The sequence below is a fragment of the Mesorhizobium sp. M0051 genome, from assembly GCF_040323235.1.
Classification (GTDB): domain Bacteria; phylum Pseudomonadota; class Alphaproteobacteria; order Rhizobiales; family Rhizobiaceae; genus Mesorhizobium.
This window is the reverse complement of the sequence record NZ_JAMYUT010000016.1, coordinates 131451-148192: the sequence shown is the minus strand read 5'-3', so window position 1 is coordinate 148192 and position 16742 is coordinate 131451. Positions and strand designations below refer to the sequence as shown.

10 protein-coding genes and 2 pseudogenes are annotated in these 16742 nt (G+C 61.8%); 8 read left to right on the top strand and 4 right to left on the bottom strand.

Going from position 1 to position 16742, the window contains the following annotated elements:
* The 6 genes and pseudogenes from NKJ90_RS18310 to NKJ90_RS18285 form a co-directional block, all read left to right on the top strand.
* Positions 1 to 2129, top strand: a 2129-nt coding sequence (locus NKJ90_RS18310; RefSeq protein WP_352486445.1) for a beta strand repeat-containing protein, incomplete at its 5' end; no start/stop codon positions are given.
* 126 nt (positions 2130 to 2255) lie between these two features.
* Positions 2256 to 4007: a type I secretion system permease/ATPase gene (locus NKJ90_RS18305; protein WP_050589458.1), complete on the top strand. Its 1752-nt coding sequence runs from the start codon at positions 2256 to 2258 to the stop codon at positions 4005 to 4007.
* A 19-nt stretch (positions 4008 to 4026) separates the two neighbouring features.
* The gene (locus NKJ90_RS18300) at positions 4027 to 5364 is read left to right on the top strand and encodes an HlyD family type I secretion periplasmic adaptor subunit (RefSeq protein WP_352486444.1); all 1338 of its coding nucleotides are present in this window, start codon (positions 4027 to 4029) and stop codon (positions 5362 to 5364) included.
* A 326-nt stretch (positions 5365 to 5690) separates the two neighbouring features.
* Positions 5691 to 6606 (top strand): annotated as a pseudogene (locus tag NKJ90_RS18295) (IS110 family RNA-guided transposase); the annotation flags it as partial.
* Positions 6607 to 7235: 629 nt separating this feature from the next.
* Complete coding sequence (locus NKJ90_RS18290) at positions 7236 to 9395, top strand: DUF3363 domain-containing protein (protein ID WP_245266361.1); 2160 nt, start codon at positions 7236 to 7238, stop codon at positions 9393 to 9395.
* Positions 9396 to 9645: 250 nt separating this feature from the next.
* A complete protein-coding gene (locus NKJ90_RS18285) occupies positions 9646 to 10107 on the top strand; it encodes a tyrosine-type recombinase/integrase (RefSeq protein WP_352486443.1) in 462 nt (153 codons plus the stop codon).
* Here the strand turns inward: NKJ90_RS18285 and NKJ90_RS18280 are convergent.
* Positions 10022 to 10726 carry a hypothetical protein gene (locus NKJ90_RS18280; protein ID WP_156938466.1) on the bottom strand — a complete coding sequence of 235 codons (705 nt, stop codon included), beginning with the start codon at positions 10724 to 10726 and terminating at the stop codon, positions 10022 to 10024. The genes NKJ90_RS18285 and NKJ90_RS18280 overlap by 86 nt on opposite strands.
* A 154-nt stretch (positions 10727 to 10880) precedes the next feature.
* On the bottom strand, positions 10881 to 11117 hold the full coding sequence (locus NKJ90_RS18275; protein ID WP_023756785.1) for a helix-turn-helix domain-containing protein: 237 nt from the start codon (positions 11115 to 11117) through the stop codon (positions 10881 to 10883).
* 151 nt (positions 11118 to 11268) lie between these two features.
* On the opposite strand from NKJ90_RS18275, the gene NKJ90_RS18270 reads away from it, so the two are divergent.
* Positions 11269 to 11907: a hypothetical protein gene (locus NKJ90_RS18270; RefSeq protein ID WP_352486442.1), complete on the top strand. Its 639-nt coding sequence runs from the start codon at positions 11269 to 11271 to the stop codon at positions 11905 to 11907.
* Positions 11908 to 12170: 263 nt separating this feature from the next.
* On the opposite strand, the pseudogene NKJ90_RS18265 reads toward NKJ90_RS18270, so the two are convergent.
* Positions 12171 to 13547, bottom strand: a pseudogene (locus NKJ90_RS18265) (IS1380 family transposase); the annotation flags it as partial.
* A gap of 427 nt (positions 13548 to 13974) precedes the next feature.
* A complete protein-coding gene (locus tag NKJ90_RS18260; protein WP_050589467.1) occupies positions 13975 to 14214 on the bottom strand; it encodes a hypothetical protein in 240 nt (79 codons plus the stop codon).
* 119 nt (positions 14215 to 14333) lie between these two features.
* On the opposite strand from NKJ90_RS18260, the gene NKJ90_RS18255 reads away from it, so the two are divergent.
* A complete protein-coding gene (locus tag NKJ90_RS18255; RefSeq protein WP_352486441.1) occupies positions 14334 to 16691 on the top strand; it encodes a hypothetical protein in 2358 nt (785 codons plus the stop codon).
* Positions 16692 to 16742: the final 51 nt, after the last annotated feature.

Here is a 16742-nt window from a genome sequence, read left to right as displayed (position 1 = left end):
ATGGGGACTACCTGTTCCACGCCATCGTCACCGATCCGGCCGGCAACAGCTCGACCAGCAACGCGGTCGAGGTGAAGATCGACACTACCGCGCCGACGGCCGGCACGCTGTCTTTCAGCAACCTGACCGACACCGGCACGCCGAACACCCCGGCGGTGACGACGGACAATGCATTCGACCTGACGCTTTCCGGCAATGCCGACACCAACGGCACCACGGTGGCGTACGAGAAGTCGACCAATGGCGGCACGACCTGGACGAGCACCACGGCGAGCCAGAGCGGGCTTACGGATGGGGACTACCTGTTCCACGCCATCGTCACCGATCCGGCCGGCAACAGCTCGACCAGCAACGCGGTCGAGGTGAAGATCGACACGCAAAATCCGACTTTATTGGCTATTACAAGTTCTGGATCTGGCAGCAGTAAAACGTTGACCTTTGAGTTCAGCGAGAACGTGAGTGGCTTTGATGCATCGGACGTAACGGTAACCCGCACCTCAGGGAGCCAAGATCCTAGCAAGGGTACCGTATTATTTGATCACATCGATAGTGTCACGGGACACGCATTCTACACTCTCGCGATCACGAAGCAGAATGTTCCCCAAACGTTCAATGTTTCAGTGGCAAACGCCTCCTTCACGGATCTTGCTGGCAACCAAGGAATTGGCAAGACAGTAAACAACCTGAGTCCAGCGGGGTACGCGGGCCAACCAATCAATCTCGGCCTCACCGATCCGCTACAAGACGGCTCGCTCGTCACGGCGACGGTGAAAGATGTGCCTTCCGGCTGGATCATCGACGGCGCAACACTCAATGCCGACGGCAGCTGGACGCTCGAGACCACCAGCCCGCATGGTCTCACCGTCACCACGCCTGCCGATTATGCCGGCGCGGCCGTGCTCAACGTCTCGATGAGCTGGACCAACGGCGATGGCACCACGGGAAGCACGTCGGTCGCCGACAACGTCGAGGCCTATGCGCCAGGAATGCCGATCTTCGCCTGGTCCGGCGACGACGTGCTGACCGGCTCGAGCGGCAACGATCTCTTCGTCTTCTCGCAGCCAATCGGCAACGACACGGTGCATAGCTTCGACGCGGCCGCGGACAAGATCGATCTGATCGGCTATTCCGGTTTCGCGAGCTTCGCTGACGTCCAGACGCACATGGCCGACGATGCCAACGGCAATGCGGTGATCAGGCTTGGCGACGGGCAGTCGATCCTGCTTGACGGTGTCCACTCGAGCGCGCTCACCGATGGCAATCTCGTCTTCGACCAGACGCCGGTGGTCAATAACGCCGGCACTATGACGATCGGCGACGGCGCGATGCTGCCGCTGAGTGGCACGATCAACAACACCGGCCTCATCTCGCTCAATTCCGCAGGCAGCGACACGCTACTGCAGCTCATTCAGCACGGCATCACCCTGCAGAGCGGGGGGCAGGTCGTCCTGTCCGACAGCGACTCCAACATTATCTCCGGCACGAGCGCGGATGTCATTCTGACCAATGTCGACAACACCGTCTCCGGCGCCGGTCAACTGGGCGGCGGCCTGTTGTCCCTGAACAACCAGGGGACGATCGTCGCCACCGGCACCCACGCGCTGGTCATCGACATGGGCGCCAACACAACCCTCAACTCCGGAACGCTGGAGGCGACGGGTTCCGGCGGCCTGATGATCACCGGCACGCTCGCCAATTCCGGGCTGCTCTGGGCCAATGGCGGCAACATCACGATCGACGGCCAGGTCACGGGCACAGGCGAAGCCACGATTGGCAACCTGTCGAAGCTGGAATTCGGCGCAGCCTCATCGACGGATGTGACCTTCGCGCAGAATGCCGCTGGCACGCTGCAGCTCGATGATTCCTTCGACTTCAGCGGCAGGATTGGAGGTATCACCAACGACGATAAGATCGACCTCGGCGACATGCTGTTCGGCGCTGGAACGTCCGCGGCCTATCAGGCCGACTCGAGCGGTAATGGAGGGACATTGACCGTGACTGACGGCGCTCACAATGCCACACTCCACCTCCTTGGCATCTTCGATGCGCATAACTTCACGCTTGTAGACGACGGGGCCGGCAGGACGGTGGTTGAGTATGGTCTAACAGCGAGCGGTCTCGTGGCGTGAACCTCGAGGTGTGCGGCAAACACACGCGGCTCACCTCAGGGCGGCTGGTCGCAGATTCAGCTTACGAATTAAGGTTTATGACAGGAAAGGGAACCGATTGAGTGGGCGTTTGAAGGATTTGGTGTAATGTCGCTTACAGGTGTGCAATTGGACAGGGGGCGGTTCTCCGCTGAGTCATTGAGTCTCAACAGCAAAAGCAACATCGTCAAGGAAGCTCTGCTGGCGTGCCGCCATTATTTCCTGGTCGCGGCAGGGTTCAGTTTAGCGATCAACCTGCTCTACCTGGCCTCGCCGCTCTATATGCTGCAGATCTATGACCGGGTGGTCAGCAGCGGCAGCGAAACAACGCTGGTGATGCTTACGATTGTGCTGGTGGCTGCCTTCCTTGCCCTTGCCGGCCTCGATCTGGTGCGCGCCAGGATTCTGACTCGTGCCAGCGCTCGGCTCGACCGGCTGCTTTCGGCTAAGGTCGTCGCAGCCTCGCTCGAGGCCTCCTCGCCGGGTTCCTCGCTGAGTCAGCCGATCCGCGACTTCGACACGTTCCGGCAGGTCATTACCGGCAGCGGCATACATGCGCTGCTCGATCTACCCTGGTCGCCTATCTACATCGCCATCATCTTCCTGCTGCACCCTTGGCTGGGGTTCTTCGCGCTCGGGTCTTCGCTGCTCCTGATTGCGATGGCGGTCACCAATGAATTTCTGGTGCGCGGGCCGCTGAAGCAGGCCAACGACGTGGCAACGGCCAACTATGCCTTCACCGAGATGAGCCTCAGGAACGCGGAAGTCGTCCGCGCCATGGGAATGATCGACGGCCTCATCCGCCGCTGGGAACGCGATCGAAACCTGGCGCTTCGGCGTCAGGCGGACGCCAGCGACCGCGCCGCATTCATGTCCGGGTTGATCAGGTTTCTTCGGCTGACCATGCAGTCGCTCATCCTCGGCCTTGGCGCTTATCTGGTCATCGAACGGCAAACGAGCGCCGGCTCCATTTTCGCAGCAAGCCTTCTGCTGGGTCGGGGCCTCCAGCCGGTCGAGCAGATCGTCGGCGTGTGGCGCAGCCTTGTCCTGGCGCGCGGCGCGCTGGCGAGGGTTCGAAAGCTGGTCGAAGGGGATGTGCGCAACGACCGCTCGTTCAATCTGCCGAAGCCAACAGGCAAGATTTCGGTTGAGCAGGTGAGCTACGCGCTACCCAACCTGCAGAAGGTTCTGCTGCGGGACATCTCCTTCCGGCTCGAGGCCGGCGAGGCGCTCGGCATCATCGGCCCCTCGGGCGCGGGCAAATCCACCCTTGCCCGACACCTGGCTGGCGTCATGCAGCCCAGCCGGGGAACCGTCAGGCTGGACGGGGCCGACATGGCCCAGTGGGGTCGCGACGCGCTCGGTGATCACATCGGCTACCTGCCGCAGGACATCGAGCTCTTCTCCGACACGATCGCTGCGAACATTGGGCGGTTCAAGACCAACGTCGACCAGGAGGTGATCGAGGCCGCCCGCCTAGCCGGCGTGCATGACATGATCATCCGCTTGCCGCAGGGTTATGAGACACAGATCGGCGAAGGCGGCGCGGTGCTGTCGGGCGGGTACCGGCAGCGCATTGCCCTTGCCCGGGCGGTGTTCGGAACGCCGAACCTCATCATTCTCGACGAGCCGAGTTCCAATCTCGACGCCGATGGAGACCGCGCACTGAGCGAGTGCGCGATCGAACTCAAGCGCCGCGGCAGCACGCTGATTATTGTGTCGCACCGCCCCTCGACGCTCGCCAACGTCGACAAGATCCTTTTGCTGCGCGAGGGCGCCCTCGACGCCTTCGGCATGCGAAACGAGATCGTGGCGCTGCTCAACCAGCGTGCGGCTCCGATCGAGGTTGCAACGCAATGAGTCTGATCAGGAGAGATCGATGAGCGACGGCACCTTCGTCTATCGCAGCCTGCCAGGCGAAGCCGGCCCCACCGCCTCGGATTCGATCAGGGTGCCGGCTCTTGTGGGTCTGTTGATCATCCTTGGCTTCTTTGGCATTTTCGGCGGCTGGGCCGCCATCGCGCCGCTGAATGGCGCGGTGCTCGCGGACGCAGTCGTTAAGGTGGAGGGCAACCGCAAGAGCGTCCAGCACTTCGACGGCGGCACGGTGAAGGAGATACACGTAAAGGACGGCGACATCGTAAAGACGGGCGACATATTGCTGGTGCTAGACGACAGCAAAATCCGATCCGAGTTAAACCTCTATTCCCAGCAATATGCTATGTTGCGCGCGACGGATGCCCGCATCCGCGCAGAGCTCGACGGCAAGGAGGAAGTCGCTTTCCCGACGGACATGACCGCCGCACATCAGACTTATCTACAGGACGCGATGGCAAGTCAGATCGCCGACCTTGAAAGCCAGCGCGCCTCGATGGCAGGCGCCAGACAGATTCTGCAGAAGCGAATCGACGAACTCGATGAGCAAATCGACGGCAAGCAGCTGCGCGTCCAATCTTTTCGCGCGCAGCTGAAGTCCACCATCGAGGAGAAGGCAGGCCTCGACAAGCTCTTGAAGGCTGGATTGACGACGCGCACGCGTATCCTTGAGCTCGACCGCTCCGCGTCCGACCTGCAAGGCCTGATAGATGAGTCCCTGGGCGAGATCGCCGGGAACCATCAGAGCAAGGCCGAGCTTGTGAGCCAGATCGCACAGCTGACAAACGACCGCCGCGCCAAGCTCTCGGCAATGCTGATCGATACGCAGTCCAAGCTGGCGGACCTCGTACCCACGATGTTCGCGAGCCAGGCCGCCGTGGATCGCGCTATGGTCCGCTCGCCCTATGACGGCCAGGTGATGAACCTCAGCGTCTTCTCGACAGGTGCGATTGTCGCCCCCGGTCAGACGATCCTTGATATCGTGCCGACACGAAACTCGCTGGTCGTCCAGGCGCAGGTGCGCGTCGAGGATATATCAAGCCTGCGATCCGATATGATGGCGGAAGTGCGCTTTACATCTTACAAGCAGCGTTCCATTCCAATCATCCATGGGCGCGTCACCCGCATTTCGGCGGATCGCGTCACCGACAGCAAAACCGGATTCCCCTACTACGTGGCCGATGTCGTGGTCGATCCGGCCGAACTTGCCGCAGCCCCGCAGATCGCGCTCTATCCCGGGATGCCTGCCTCGGTGATGATCGTCACAGAGGAGCGCACCGCCCTCGATTATATTCTAAGCCCGCTTGTTGCCTCAGTTCATTCCTCTTTCCGCCAGAAGTAGAGCCTGGTGCAGCAAATCACGAAACGTAGTCAGCGATCATTCCTATACTGCACCCGCAAGAGAGATGATGTCTGAAGCTCAGGGGTTGGGCGAATTAACTCTTTCAGCTGCTCCAGAGCCGGCGACTGGACCACGGTCTCATACGTCCGGCAAGCATATTAAGGGTCCTTGGTGCAGATCACGCGCGGCTGCGATGGGACCCAGAGCGATCGGACCGCTGCCCACGCGCCTGCTGTGGCGAAGCACGAAGGCCTTTTGGGTCGCTTCGGCGCATTCACAGCTCGAATGTCGTGATCGAGAGATCGCGCCAGCGACAGTAGACCAGCCACGAGGCCGGCTCGCTGTCGCCTTGGCTGCATCCGGAACTCAAGAAACTTGGCCTGCCGGCGATCTGCCTGGAGACGCAGCACGTGCGCGCCGCGCTGTCGGCGCAGCGCAACAAGACCGACATGCGCTCGGCATCGCCCACATCATGCGCACCGGCTGGTTCCGCCAGGCCTACATCAAGTCGGAGAGCTGCTACCGGACGAAGCTTCTGCTGACCCACCGGCGCAATCTGAAGGCCAAGTTTCTCGACCTGGAGAACGCCATCCGGCACTCGCTGAAGTCGTTCGGCATCCGCCTGGGCAAGGTCGGACGCGGCGCTTTCGAGCACGCGGTTCGCCAGGCTGTGGCCGACGATCCGCTGTCGGCCGAACTGATGGACGCCATGCTGTAGGCGCGCGCTGTGGAAACAGTACTGCCGGCTGCACGATCTCGTCGTCAAAATGGTAGCGCGCAGCGAGCTGTGTCGACGCTTCATGGCGATCCCCGGCGTCGGCCCGGTGACGGCGCTCTCGTTCATGACGGCGATCGACGATCCCACACGCTTCCGCCGCTCTCGCGACGTCGCGGCCTACTTCGGGCTGACCTCGCGGCGCTGGCAGTCGGGCACCTCGATCGACGTTCAGGGCCGCCTCTCGAAGGCTGGCGATGCGGACGTGCGGCGCGCGCTCTACGAGGCGGCGTCGGGACTGATGACGCGCTTAGGGCAGGGACAAGGTCAAGAGCTGGGGCCGGGAGATCGCCAAACGCTCCTGCCACCGCAAGGCCTGTGTCGCGGTGGCGCGCAAGCTGGCGGTGATCATGCACGCGATGTGGAGCGACGGCACGTTCTATGTCGGCGACGCGGCTATGAGTGACACCGACGCCGCGCAACGCGCCCACATCAAGGATCGACGCCTGCTCGGAGCGCATCGATGAGCGGCGCGACGGCGGTTGAAACGCATGGCGCCCGCACGCTGACGGACGCCATCTGACACAAGGAGATCCGCCCCGGCGGATGAGAACCGATGCAGACCAGGAACGACGGAACGCACGTTATCTTGCCTGCGGCCGCGCCGACAATGAGACGGCCGGACCGCGCTCGATTGCCTGTGACGATGCTCCGTCAGTCCGATGGAAAAGTGCGCCACGACGGTTCGAGCGCTGCAACCATGCAGCCGAACAACACCGTCGCAGAGCGCGGAAGATTGCACGGCGCATCGGAACTCGACACCAGAACGCGGAATCGTGGCAGAGCATAGATTCGTATGTTATCGCATCCTGAAGGAGTAACGACGATGGTTACAAAGTATCGCAAAACACTACCGATTAAGATGGCAAGATAAAGCAAGCTTGCGCTCGCACCTCGCCTTGCTCGGTAAGTCGTTGTCTGCACATTGTTTTCGCCTGCGAAAACGGAGCTCCTTCTCGACTTTGAGATGTGTGTGCGGCGGCGGTAGTGCCGTTAACGCACTGGTGGTGCTCGCAAATCCGTTGCGCCGCTGCGATGTGTGATCCGACGTTTCCGCGCCACTGCCTGTCTTTGTACGCTGGAGCACTATCCGCGCTTGCGGCGTCTTGCAGAGCCTCAATCCGCCGCTGATCCTGCCGTCATGGTGGAGCGTGACGACAGAGATTTCCATGTCAGGCTTGGGCGTGTGCGAAGCGGCGGCACGCGCGTCAATCCGCGCTCGCTGCCGTTCACGACGCAGGTGAAGATCGCCGTGCGCAAGGCCGGCGGCAATCCAGGCAGGAGCGGTGGTTCGGCTGGGAGCAAGGGCGGCGGCCGGTTCAATGCCAGGGGACGCGGCGCCGGCATCGCCGCAGGCCTGTCGCGCGATGGCAGCGGTTGGGGCCGGGAAGGGAGCGGAAGCCGCTTCCGGGCGCGGCGGGTGATGGTCAAGGCACGCATAGTCAAGTTCGCGTCCCAGCATGGCGCGCGCGGCGCGAAGATGCGTGGCGTCTCAACCCGGGCGGTCGACGCGCATCTGCGTTATCTTGAGCGCGACGGAGTGGCGCGCGACGGCGAGAAGGGCCGGGTTTATACCGCGCTCGAGGACGGTCGCGATAGCGACGAGGGCAGGGCGTTCATCGAACGCTGCCGTGGTGACCGGCATCAGTTCCGCTTCATCATCGCACCCGAGGATGCCATCGAGATGGAAGACCTGCGCTCCTTCACCCGCGACCTCGTGCGACAGATGGAGAGCGATCTCGGAACCCGGCTAGACTGGATCGCCGTCGACCACCACAACACCGGCCATCCTCACACCCACATCTTGGTGCGCGGCGCGACCGATCAGGGCAGGGTGCTCAACATCGCCGGCGATTATATCGCTCACGGCATCCGCCATCGCGCTGGCGAGTTGGTGACGCTTGAGCTCGGACCGCAGACCGAGATCGATGTCGCCCACAAGCTGAGAGCGGAGGTGGAGGCAGAGCGGCTGACCCGCCTCGACCGGATGCTGCTTGCCGAGCAAGAGGAGCGTGGCATCGTCGACCTACGGATCGGCGTTAGCGAGACCTACACGTTCCGCGCCAACCGCCATCTCCTGATCGATCGGGCAAAGCGTCTGGAACACTACGGCCTCGCCTCCGAGACTGAACCCGGCCGTTGGATGATTGCCGGTGATGCCGAGCACGTCCTGCGCGGCCTCGGCATGCGCAATGACATCATCAAGACCATGCATCAGGCACTCGCCGACCACGGCATCGCCGAGGAGCGCGGCGCCAGCCAGTATTTCAGCCATGGCAGAGAGATCACCGAGCGTGTGATTGGACGGGTGCTGGCCAAGGGGCTTGCCGGCGACGGCATGGATGCCGGGCTCTATGTCGTCGTCGATGGCGTCGACGGCCGCACGCATTATCTTGAGACTGGCGATGACACAAGATTCGACGAGGTGAGGCGCGGCCACATCGTCGCCCTCGAGCCTGTCCCGGCAAAGGCAGAGCCACGCGCGGCCGATCTCAATATCCGCGACCTGGCAGCCGAGCACGGCGGCGTCTACCGGCCGAGCGAGCATCTGGAGGCAGCACGGCCACGGATCGAGCGCATCAACGGCGACCCCGATGCCTTCATCCGCGCGCACGTGCGCCGCCTTGAAGCGCTGCGGCGGGCCGGCATCGTCGAGCGTATCGATGCCGACCACTGGAAGATCCCCCAAGACATCACCGAGCAAGGTGCGGCCTACGATGCCCGCAACAGGGGCAGGGATTTTACGGTCCGCACGCTTTCCTTCCTCGACCTCGACAACCAGGTGACGAGCGACGGCGCGACCTGGCTCGACCGGGAACTGGCATCGGCAAACCGGACGCCGCTCGCACAGATCGGGTTCGGCCGGGAGGTCACTGACGCGACGGATCGGCGTCGCCAAAGTCTCGTCGACATGGGCCTTGCCGCTCGACTGGACGACGGCCGGATTCGGGCGCCCAAGGATCTACTGCAGCGGCTCGAGCAAACCGAGGTCGCCCGCGTCGGCCGTGTGATGGCGGCCGAGCGCGGGCTCAACTTCATTCGGGCCAAGCCGGGCGAATATGTCAGCGGCCGGCTGATCGGAGCGGCCGATCTCGCCTCCGGCCGCTTCGCCATGATTGACGACGGTGCTGGCTTCCAGCTCGTGCCTTGGCAGTCGGTTCTCGAAAAGCGCATTGGTCAGCACATCAGCGGGCTTGCCCGTGACAACGGCGGCATCGAATGGACCTTAGGCAGAAAGCGGGGGCTGGGGTTGTGATGGCTTAGAGATGACTAGTTTCTCAGCTACCGCGTCCATGTAGGTTCACTTCTGAACGCGCAAGATGCGCCAGGAACGGTCGGTCAATTGAGGTTTCTGGAATGGGGTGCTTATGGGCCGTGGAACGAACCCGCTGCGCGGGATAGGCGCGTGGGGTGAGGTAGAGATCAAGAACCGGTCGTCGCGCTCGCGTTGAGCGTCGTTCGGCTAGAGCAGAGCATGGCGAGCTTCTTCAACAAGGAGCCTGACCATGCACCATCCTATTCTCGATGCACGGATCAGCCCGCTGCGCCAGCGGCTGATCGACGACATGAACATGCGGCGTTTCTCACGCGAGACACAGCGCAACTATCTCCGCGATATCGGACGCCTGGCGACATTCCTCGGGCGTTCACCAGACACAGCGACCGCCGACGACCTGCGCCGGTTCCAGATCGAGCAGCAGGATGACGGTGTTCCCGTGCCGACCATGAACAGCATCGTGTCGGCGTTGCGCTTCTTCTTCACGCATACGGTCGATCGTCCCGATCTGGCGCGCAAGCTCGTTCGTCTGGCGCACCCGCGCAAGCTGCCGGTGGTCCTGAGCCGCGACGAGGTCGCCCGGCTGCTCAACGCCACCACCTGCCTCAAGCACCAGGCCGCGCTCTCGGTCGCCTATGGCTCAGGGCTGCGCCTTTTGCGGCGACGAGTGAATGGCCAAAATTGGGGTTGAGGCCGTGAACAATTCCGTGGCGGAAAGGCAGTGTGATTGAGCTGCTATCCAACTTTCGGCGCGTCGAGCCGAAAAGGGCCAAGCCTTCTGACAGCCCGCCTGAGCCAGACGTTTGCGAGTCGAAGACCGGCGCGTCAGCTCCACCGGAGAATGGGTGCTTGGCGGTCATCGTCGTGCAGATGCCGTCGATAACAATGAGGATCAACGGAATAGCGGACAGGTAATCCTCCACAGCGGTCCGTTCGACCGCGCGCTCGTAGAGTTCGCCCCAACTTGCATAGTGAGACGTGTGATAGCGGTATCCGAGGAAGCAAAGATTGTCCGGATCAAGATGGTAAGCGGTGAGAATAGCCTCGCCCTCATTAACTTCCGCTGCAAGCGCTTTGGCCGCCGCATCGACGGACATCCGATCGTAGTTCACCCAACCAAGAGGGCTGTAAATTTCGGCGAACCGATCCCTATTGGCAAGCATGACCTTTACGCTCTCAACCTGTGCGTCAAGGTCCTGGAATTGCTTCCGCAGATCCGAATTGAAGAATCCAATCAGCTTTGCAAGAGGCTTCAGCGCTTCGAACTGTTGAAGGGTGAAATCGCCGGGCGGTTTTGGCTTATCCGTCACGAGTAGTTTCCCGCTTTTCTATAAGCTCCCGGCGTCGCGTGAGGAAAAGACAGCAATGATGCTCCAAATTTTCTCCAGCGCAAAGCGACCGTCAATGTCTCAGCAGAAGTAAGTCGTCTTTGGGTCAAACTTACCCTTTGCTGCCAAGGACAGGCTAGACGTCCTCGGATCGGCGCGCCAGTCGAACACCAGCGCCGCCACCGTTCTCCGGAATGAATTCGATCCCGGCCGCTTCGAAGACCGCACGAATTGCAGCGATGGTTGAATTCTTTAGCTGTTCGCCTCTTTCCAACCGCGCGATGGTATCGGGAGATACGTTTGCATTCAGGGCTAGCTCTCGAGTTCCCCAGCCCAACGCGACACGTGCCATCTTGCATTGAACTGCATTCATTTCGTAACCGTGATACGATTCTTGTTGATCCATTGCCGCTTTTTCAATATCGTACCTCTGATACGATTTTTCGCTTGAAAGCGGCCGCTGTTGGTGTGCCAACCACCCCTCAGCAGCCCGACCACAACCCAAGCTGATTGGAGCTCGGATCATGGCTGATTCCGACAATAGCATGACTCTGCCTTTCGTCACCCGCAGGCGAGTGCTTGTGGGAGGGATGATCACGTCCATCGCTTTGGTGCTTGAGAAAAGTGCGCTTGCCGGCAACGTTGCTGCAACGAGTGCGCTCCCCGACCCAGCGCTGACGCTTTGGCGGGAATGGGAGACAGCCTACAAGCTGAGCGAGCGGCTTTGCCGCAGCCAGCAGCGCCTGGAGACGAGGCTTGTCGAGAGCATCGGCTTTCCTGGTGTGACCGTCCGCCTGCCCGAGGGTGAGGACGTAATGGTCCACTCGATCGGGGCGCTGAATGAGGTGCTCGGCAAAGGGCCGGATATGGCGGCTCTCCGCGAGAAGGCCGCATCTGATCTCGCGGCACAACAGGCACGCTGGGATGCGGCCGCCGAGGAGGCCGGTTACACCGCCGCGCTCAGAGCCGAGCGCGAGGCTGGCGAGCGGGCGAGGACCTGCTGGAAGCGTTTTCTACTACGCCTGCCACCACCCTCGCTGGTGTGGCAGGCAAGCTCGATGCCGTGTTGCGCGTGGGCGAGGCCTGGGAGGAATGCTCCGAGTTCCCGTGGCCGCAAATCCGCTCGGCGCTTAGCGATTTGGTGCGCATCGCCCCGCAGATGATGCCGGAACAGTTCGTTCACGACCTTCAGGCACGGACCATTTTTCCAAGGCGTCGTCGCGGCTGAAGGCGGGTGCGGAAACAGCAGCCAGCGCGGTGGCCGCGGAGCTTAGCCCGGATATCTCACACAGTCTTTCGGCGCGAGGCTGGCGGCAGCGATTTTGCCGGCGCTTGAGCTGCGGGCAAGGGATGTCGGCCGCTTGGAGCGGTTGGTGTTGGTTCGGCGCTGTTTCCTTGCTGTTGACGGGAAGGGTGGATGGGCCGTGGCGGCTGCCGAGAGCCGGGCATAGGTCAGGGCCCATTCGCGCTGGAAGGGACAGGCGGAGTTCATGGCCAGCTTGATGCGGCGTACCGAGACGCTGACCAGGGCGCCAATCTTGAACAGCTTGAGACGGATGGTGGCGCAGCTTGCCCTGGCGAGCCGTGTGTCCACCAGGCCGATGCGGCGCAACGCGCAGATCAGCACATAGGCCATCGAGGCGAACCAGAGCCTGAGCTGGTTGGCGCGCAGGGTGGCGGCAGAGGTGCGGTCGGCAAACAGGTCGAGCTGGCATTCCTTGATGCGGTTTTCCATCTCGCCGCGGGCGCAGTAGAGGTCCTCGTAGAGGCATTGCGCCGGCCAGGCCTCGGCGTCGAGCGAGGTGACGACAAAGCGCGGGTTGGCCTCGCCTTGCGTCCACTCGGCCTTGGCCACGACCCGGCGCCGGCCGCTCCAGCTCTTGCGCGTGGTCCACAGGAAGTCCTTGAAGCGGCGGGCGGGCCGGCTGGTGAGGGCACTCTCTGCCTTGGCCTCCTCCAGTTCAGCCGCGATGTGGCGGACCAGCCGAACATTGCGGGCCAGGCCGAACAGGTAGTCGACGGCGTTGGTTTCGCACCAGGCCATCAGCTCCTCGCGGGCGAAGCCGGAATCGGCGCGCAGCACGATGCGGACCTGGGGCCAACGCTCACGCAGCTGGCGCACGATGCGCTCGATCTCCTGAACCGCGCCGGCGGCCGCGTCGATGTTGGCGGGCCGCAGCTTGGCGCACAAAAGGTGATCGCCGCAGAAGATGTAGAGCGGCAGGTAGCAGTAGTTGCCGTAGTAGCCGTGGAAGAACCGCCCCTCCTGGTTGCCGTGCAGGGGATCGTCCGTGGCATCCAGATCCAGCACGATCTCTTCGGGCGGGGCGGCGTGCGCACCCATGAACAAATCGACGAACAGCGCCTCGATCGCCGCCGGATCGTGGCTGATCTTGTGATAGCGCGAAGGCTGCGGCCGGCTCAGCTCCAGCCGGTTGAGCGTCGACTTGCCGGCCACGGCCGCGCATTTCTTGTGACGGCGCGCCGTGAGCTTGCCGGCCAGCACCGCCAGCACCGGATCATGGCGCAACTCGTCATGATCGTTCAGATCTTCATAGCCAAGCGCGAGCGCTAAGATGCGCTGACCGACCAGCGTCTTCACCTCATGCTCGATCAGTGCCGGACGGCGGGCATCCACGAAGCAGCGGGCAAAGCGGCCGACCAGCCCGATCGCCCGGTCCGTCAGCCCCAGCAGAAGCGCGCCGGCGTCGGAGGTGATCGTTCCACCGTCAAAACCGGCCACGACGGCACGCCTTTCAACAGGTGCAAAATCAAACCGTTCCAGTATACACTCTGCTTGCATCGGGGAATACCTCTGCTCAAGGTAAGTCTTTGTCGCAGAAGCATTTTCCTTGATTCGGAGCCCCGATGCACTTCAACTGTGTGAGATATCCGGGTTAGGACGCCGACGGGCCGGCACAGAAGCACCGATTCTGGTTTCGGGTATTCGCTTGTCTTCAGGTAAGGTTCGCCCCATTCCGAAGCCGAAGTACCGCCGGGCAGGCTCGTCCAGTCTCTACCCAGCAGGGGAAATTATGTCCTGTCAGCGAACTGCCTGCTTGTCGAGAAGCCGGACTGATGCCAGCCCGTCAAGGTCAGAGCCGCTTCGCCGCGGCACGTACCGCGCCAACCTTGACCAGGCGCTTCGTCCCGGCGAACGCTTGGGAAAGCGGGCGAGGCTCCGGCACGAGCGACACCGCTCCACTCCACAGGGCGCGCCAGTCCGGCAGTTAGTCACTCTTCATCGTCGCCTTCCCTTTGCCGGCCCGCTTCAGAGTTTTGAAAGCGTTGGGGATGTCTGCACGAGAATCCCATTCCTCAAAGTAGCTCTCCATTCGGAGTGCCGAAAGCTTTTCGGTAACAGCCACGTTGCTGAGTTGGTTGAGCGGCAAGCCTTCGGGCGCGGCAACACTGCGGTCGGCGCGTTCTCGCCACGGGCGCGACCCGGCGGGCGTTTCGATCCAGCTCATTTCAACAGGTTGCGACATTTCTGTTAGGCGTCATTCCGTCGAGCCTCCCAAGCGACAAGAATCGGGTATGTGCGCGTACTCCTTCGTCGCCGACCCCGACAACCACATAGCCTACACGCATGACTAAAAATTCGCATACCAGACTAATCTCACGAAAAATCACTGATTTCTGCCGTCTCCGTCTTGACCCTGTACTCCCTCCCCAAGAAAGCGCGCGCGTCAGAGAGTTTCTACTCCACCTCATCTCCAGCGCTCAAACTCCGCCTCTAAAACTCCGGGGCTATGACTGGCAAGAAATTAGCTTTCAATGCGGCCTCGACGACAGCGCGATGCGAGCCGCCAGGGTTGCAATCGAGCGAGCTTTGGATGCAATCGTTCGAAACACGAACGCTTCGCCGATGCGGATGACCATCGGCGGTACCCGCAAAGCCAAAAACGAACGTCCCCAGCGAGGCCGTCCACAGTTGGAACCTTCGAAGGCGTCCACAGCAAGCCGCGACAGAAACGTCGACCAGCTAGGAGCCACGGCGGCAGGGGCCCGGCAGAAGCCCGGCATCAAACCGCGCGATATCGAGGAGTTCCCGGCGCCTCTTTTCGAGGAGGCGTTTGATCCACCGACCTTTCAGACGGCGCTGGATTTCCAGATGCGCCGTCATGGCGACAGCTATTGGCACCTCCATCGAGCTGTTGTCCGAGACGACGAGAGTCTCGACCGCTCCACGATTCGTCATTGGCTGCAGGGATCAAAATCGCCGCGCAGCGTGGCGAGCATGGAAGTGCTAGCTCGGATCGAGCGTCGTTATCGTCTTGCGGCAGGGTATTTTAAAGCGAAACTCCCGTTTCAGACCCGTTCCGCCTCCGGCCACATTCTCGATGACATCGGCTCGGCTGAACGCCGTCGGCTTGCGTGGCATTTGCCTGATAATTTCAACACGCGTTCGCCCGAGGAACAGGAGGAGATCCTGGAATGGGTACGTCGTGTGATTATCAGCGGGTCAACTGACTACCGGCGCTTCCAGGCGGCTGCGCTGAAACAGCGTTACGCCATCCGCTTCCCGGGCATCACATATGGTCAGTCAGATGCTGCCAATGACGGCTATCGAGTTCGAAGCGAGCAGCATGATGATCGTGCTTCGTTCACCGACCCCGACCTGATGTCCGGCGTCATAGACGCCCCGTCTGCGCTTGCCATGGAAATGGCCGATCTGATCCGCTTCAAGACCGCGACACTCACTGCGTTCGGTCTGCAGCGAAACGGTGTTTGGGGCGAGGAGACGGCATCGCAGAAGGTCGAGCATCTCGGTTTGATGTTTGGTGCGTTGGCTGCGCATCCGCGCGGACCAGTACGCGGCTACGGCGTGCCAACGCAGCATTTGACCTTCGGCCTGCTCGTCTTCCCTTCCGTCTGGGACTGGTACGTGCAATGGCGCGAGAGGCGGCGCGGTTTCTACACTGCATGGGAGGTGGACATGCTGCGAATTTCCCTCGCTCTTACTCGCAAAGAGACGGGCTGGCTGAGGCAACAACCTCAATTGGCGTCGCGAGTCTGCCCCATCGCCGGACTGGTTTCACAGGCCGACATTGACCGCGCCCGCGATGACTGGCAGGACGCCTGCGATGTCTACTTCAAGCATGCCTCCTCCCGCGTGAAGGAGATCCAGCGGGTCGCTCGCGTGCATCGTGATCCTTTTGAACCAATCATGCCTGTGCTGGAGGCCGATAGCCCGGTCGGTGAGTATCGAAAGATTACTGAAGAGGTTCTTCGGCTCATGCCCGATGAGCGCTTTCATCGCCGTCCTGCAGCCGAGGCAGTCCGCTCGTTCCTGATGCTTCGGTTCGGGCTGCATCTTGGGTTGCGGCAGAAGAATCTGCGTCAGCTGATGGTCAGTGAACGCGGGAGACCGCCGCGGTCCGAGCGCCAGCTAGCCGACATGAAGCGAGGCGAACTCCGCTGGAGCGAACGCGAAAAGGGCTGGGAGGTGCTTATTCCTTCAGTCGCATTCAAGAATGCAAACTCATCCTATTTCGGGAGCAAGCCATTTCGGCTCCTGCTGCCGAACCTGGGGGGTCTCTACGAGCATATTGATGCCTATGTCGATCGCCATCGGCGAGTGCTGCTTGGAAGCGCAGAAGACCCCGGCACCTTCTTCGTCAAAACGGTGAAGGCGACCAGCAAAGACGCCGCATACGATCGAAACACATTCTATGAGGCATGGCGCCTGACTATCCAACGATATGGCATCTACAACCCGTATACGCAGCGCGGCGCGATCGCCGGCCTTCTGCCTCACGGCCCGCACAATGTTCGCGACGTGCTGGCTACGCACATCCTGAAGCAGACCGGGTCATATGAACAGGCAAGCTACGCGATTCAGGACACACCCGACATGGTGGCGCACCACTACGGTCGTTTCTTGCCGCAGGACAAGGCTGCGCTCGCCGCGCGGATTTTGAACCAAGTATGGCAGGCCGCGTAAACAGCATCAGTCTGAAAGCCACTTCGGACAGCCGATGTCCAGCCAGCCGTC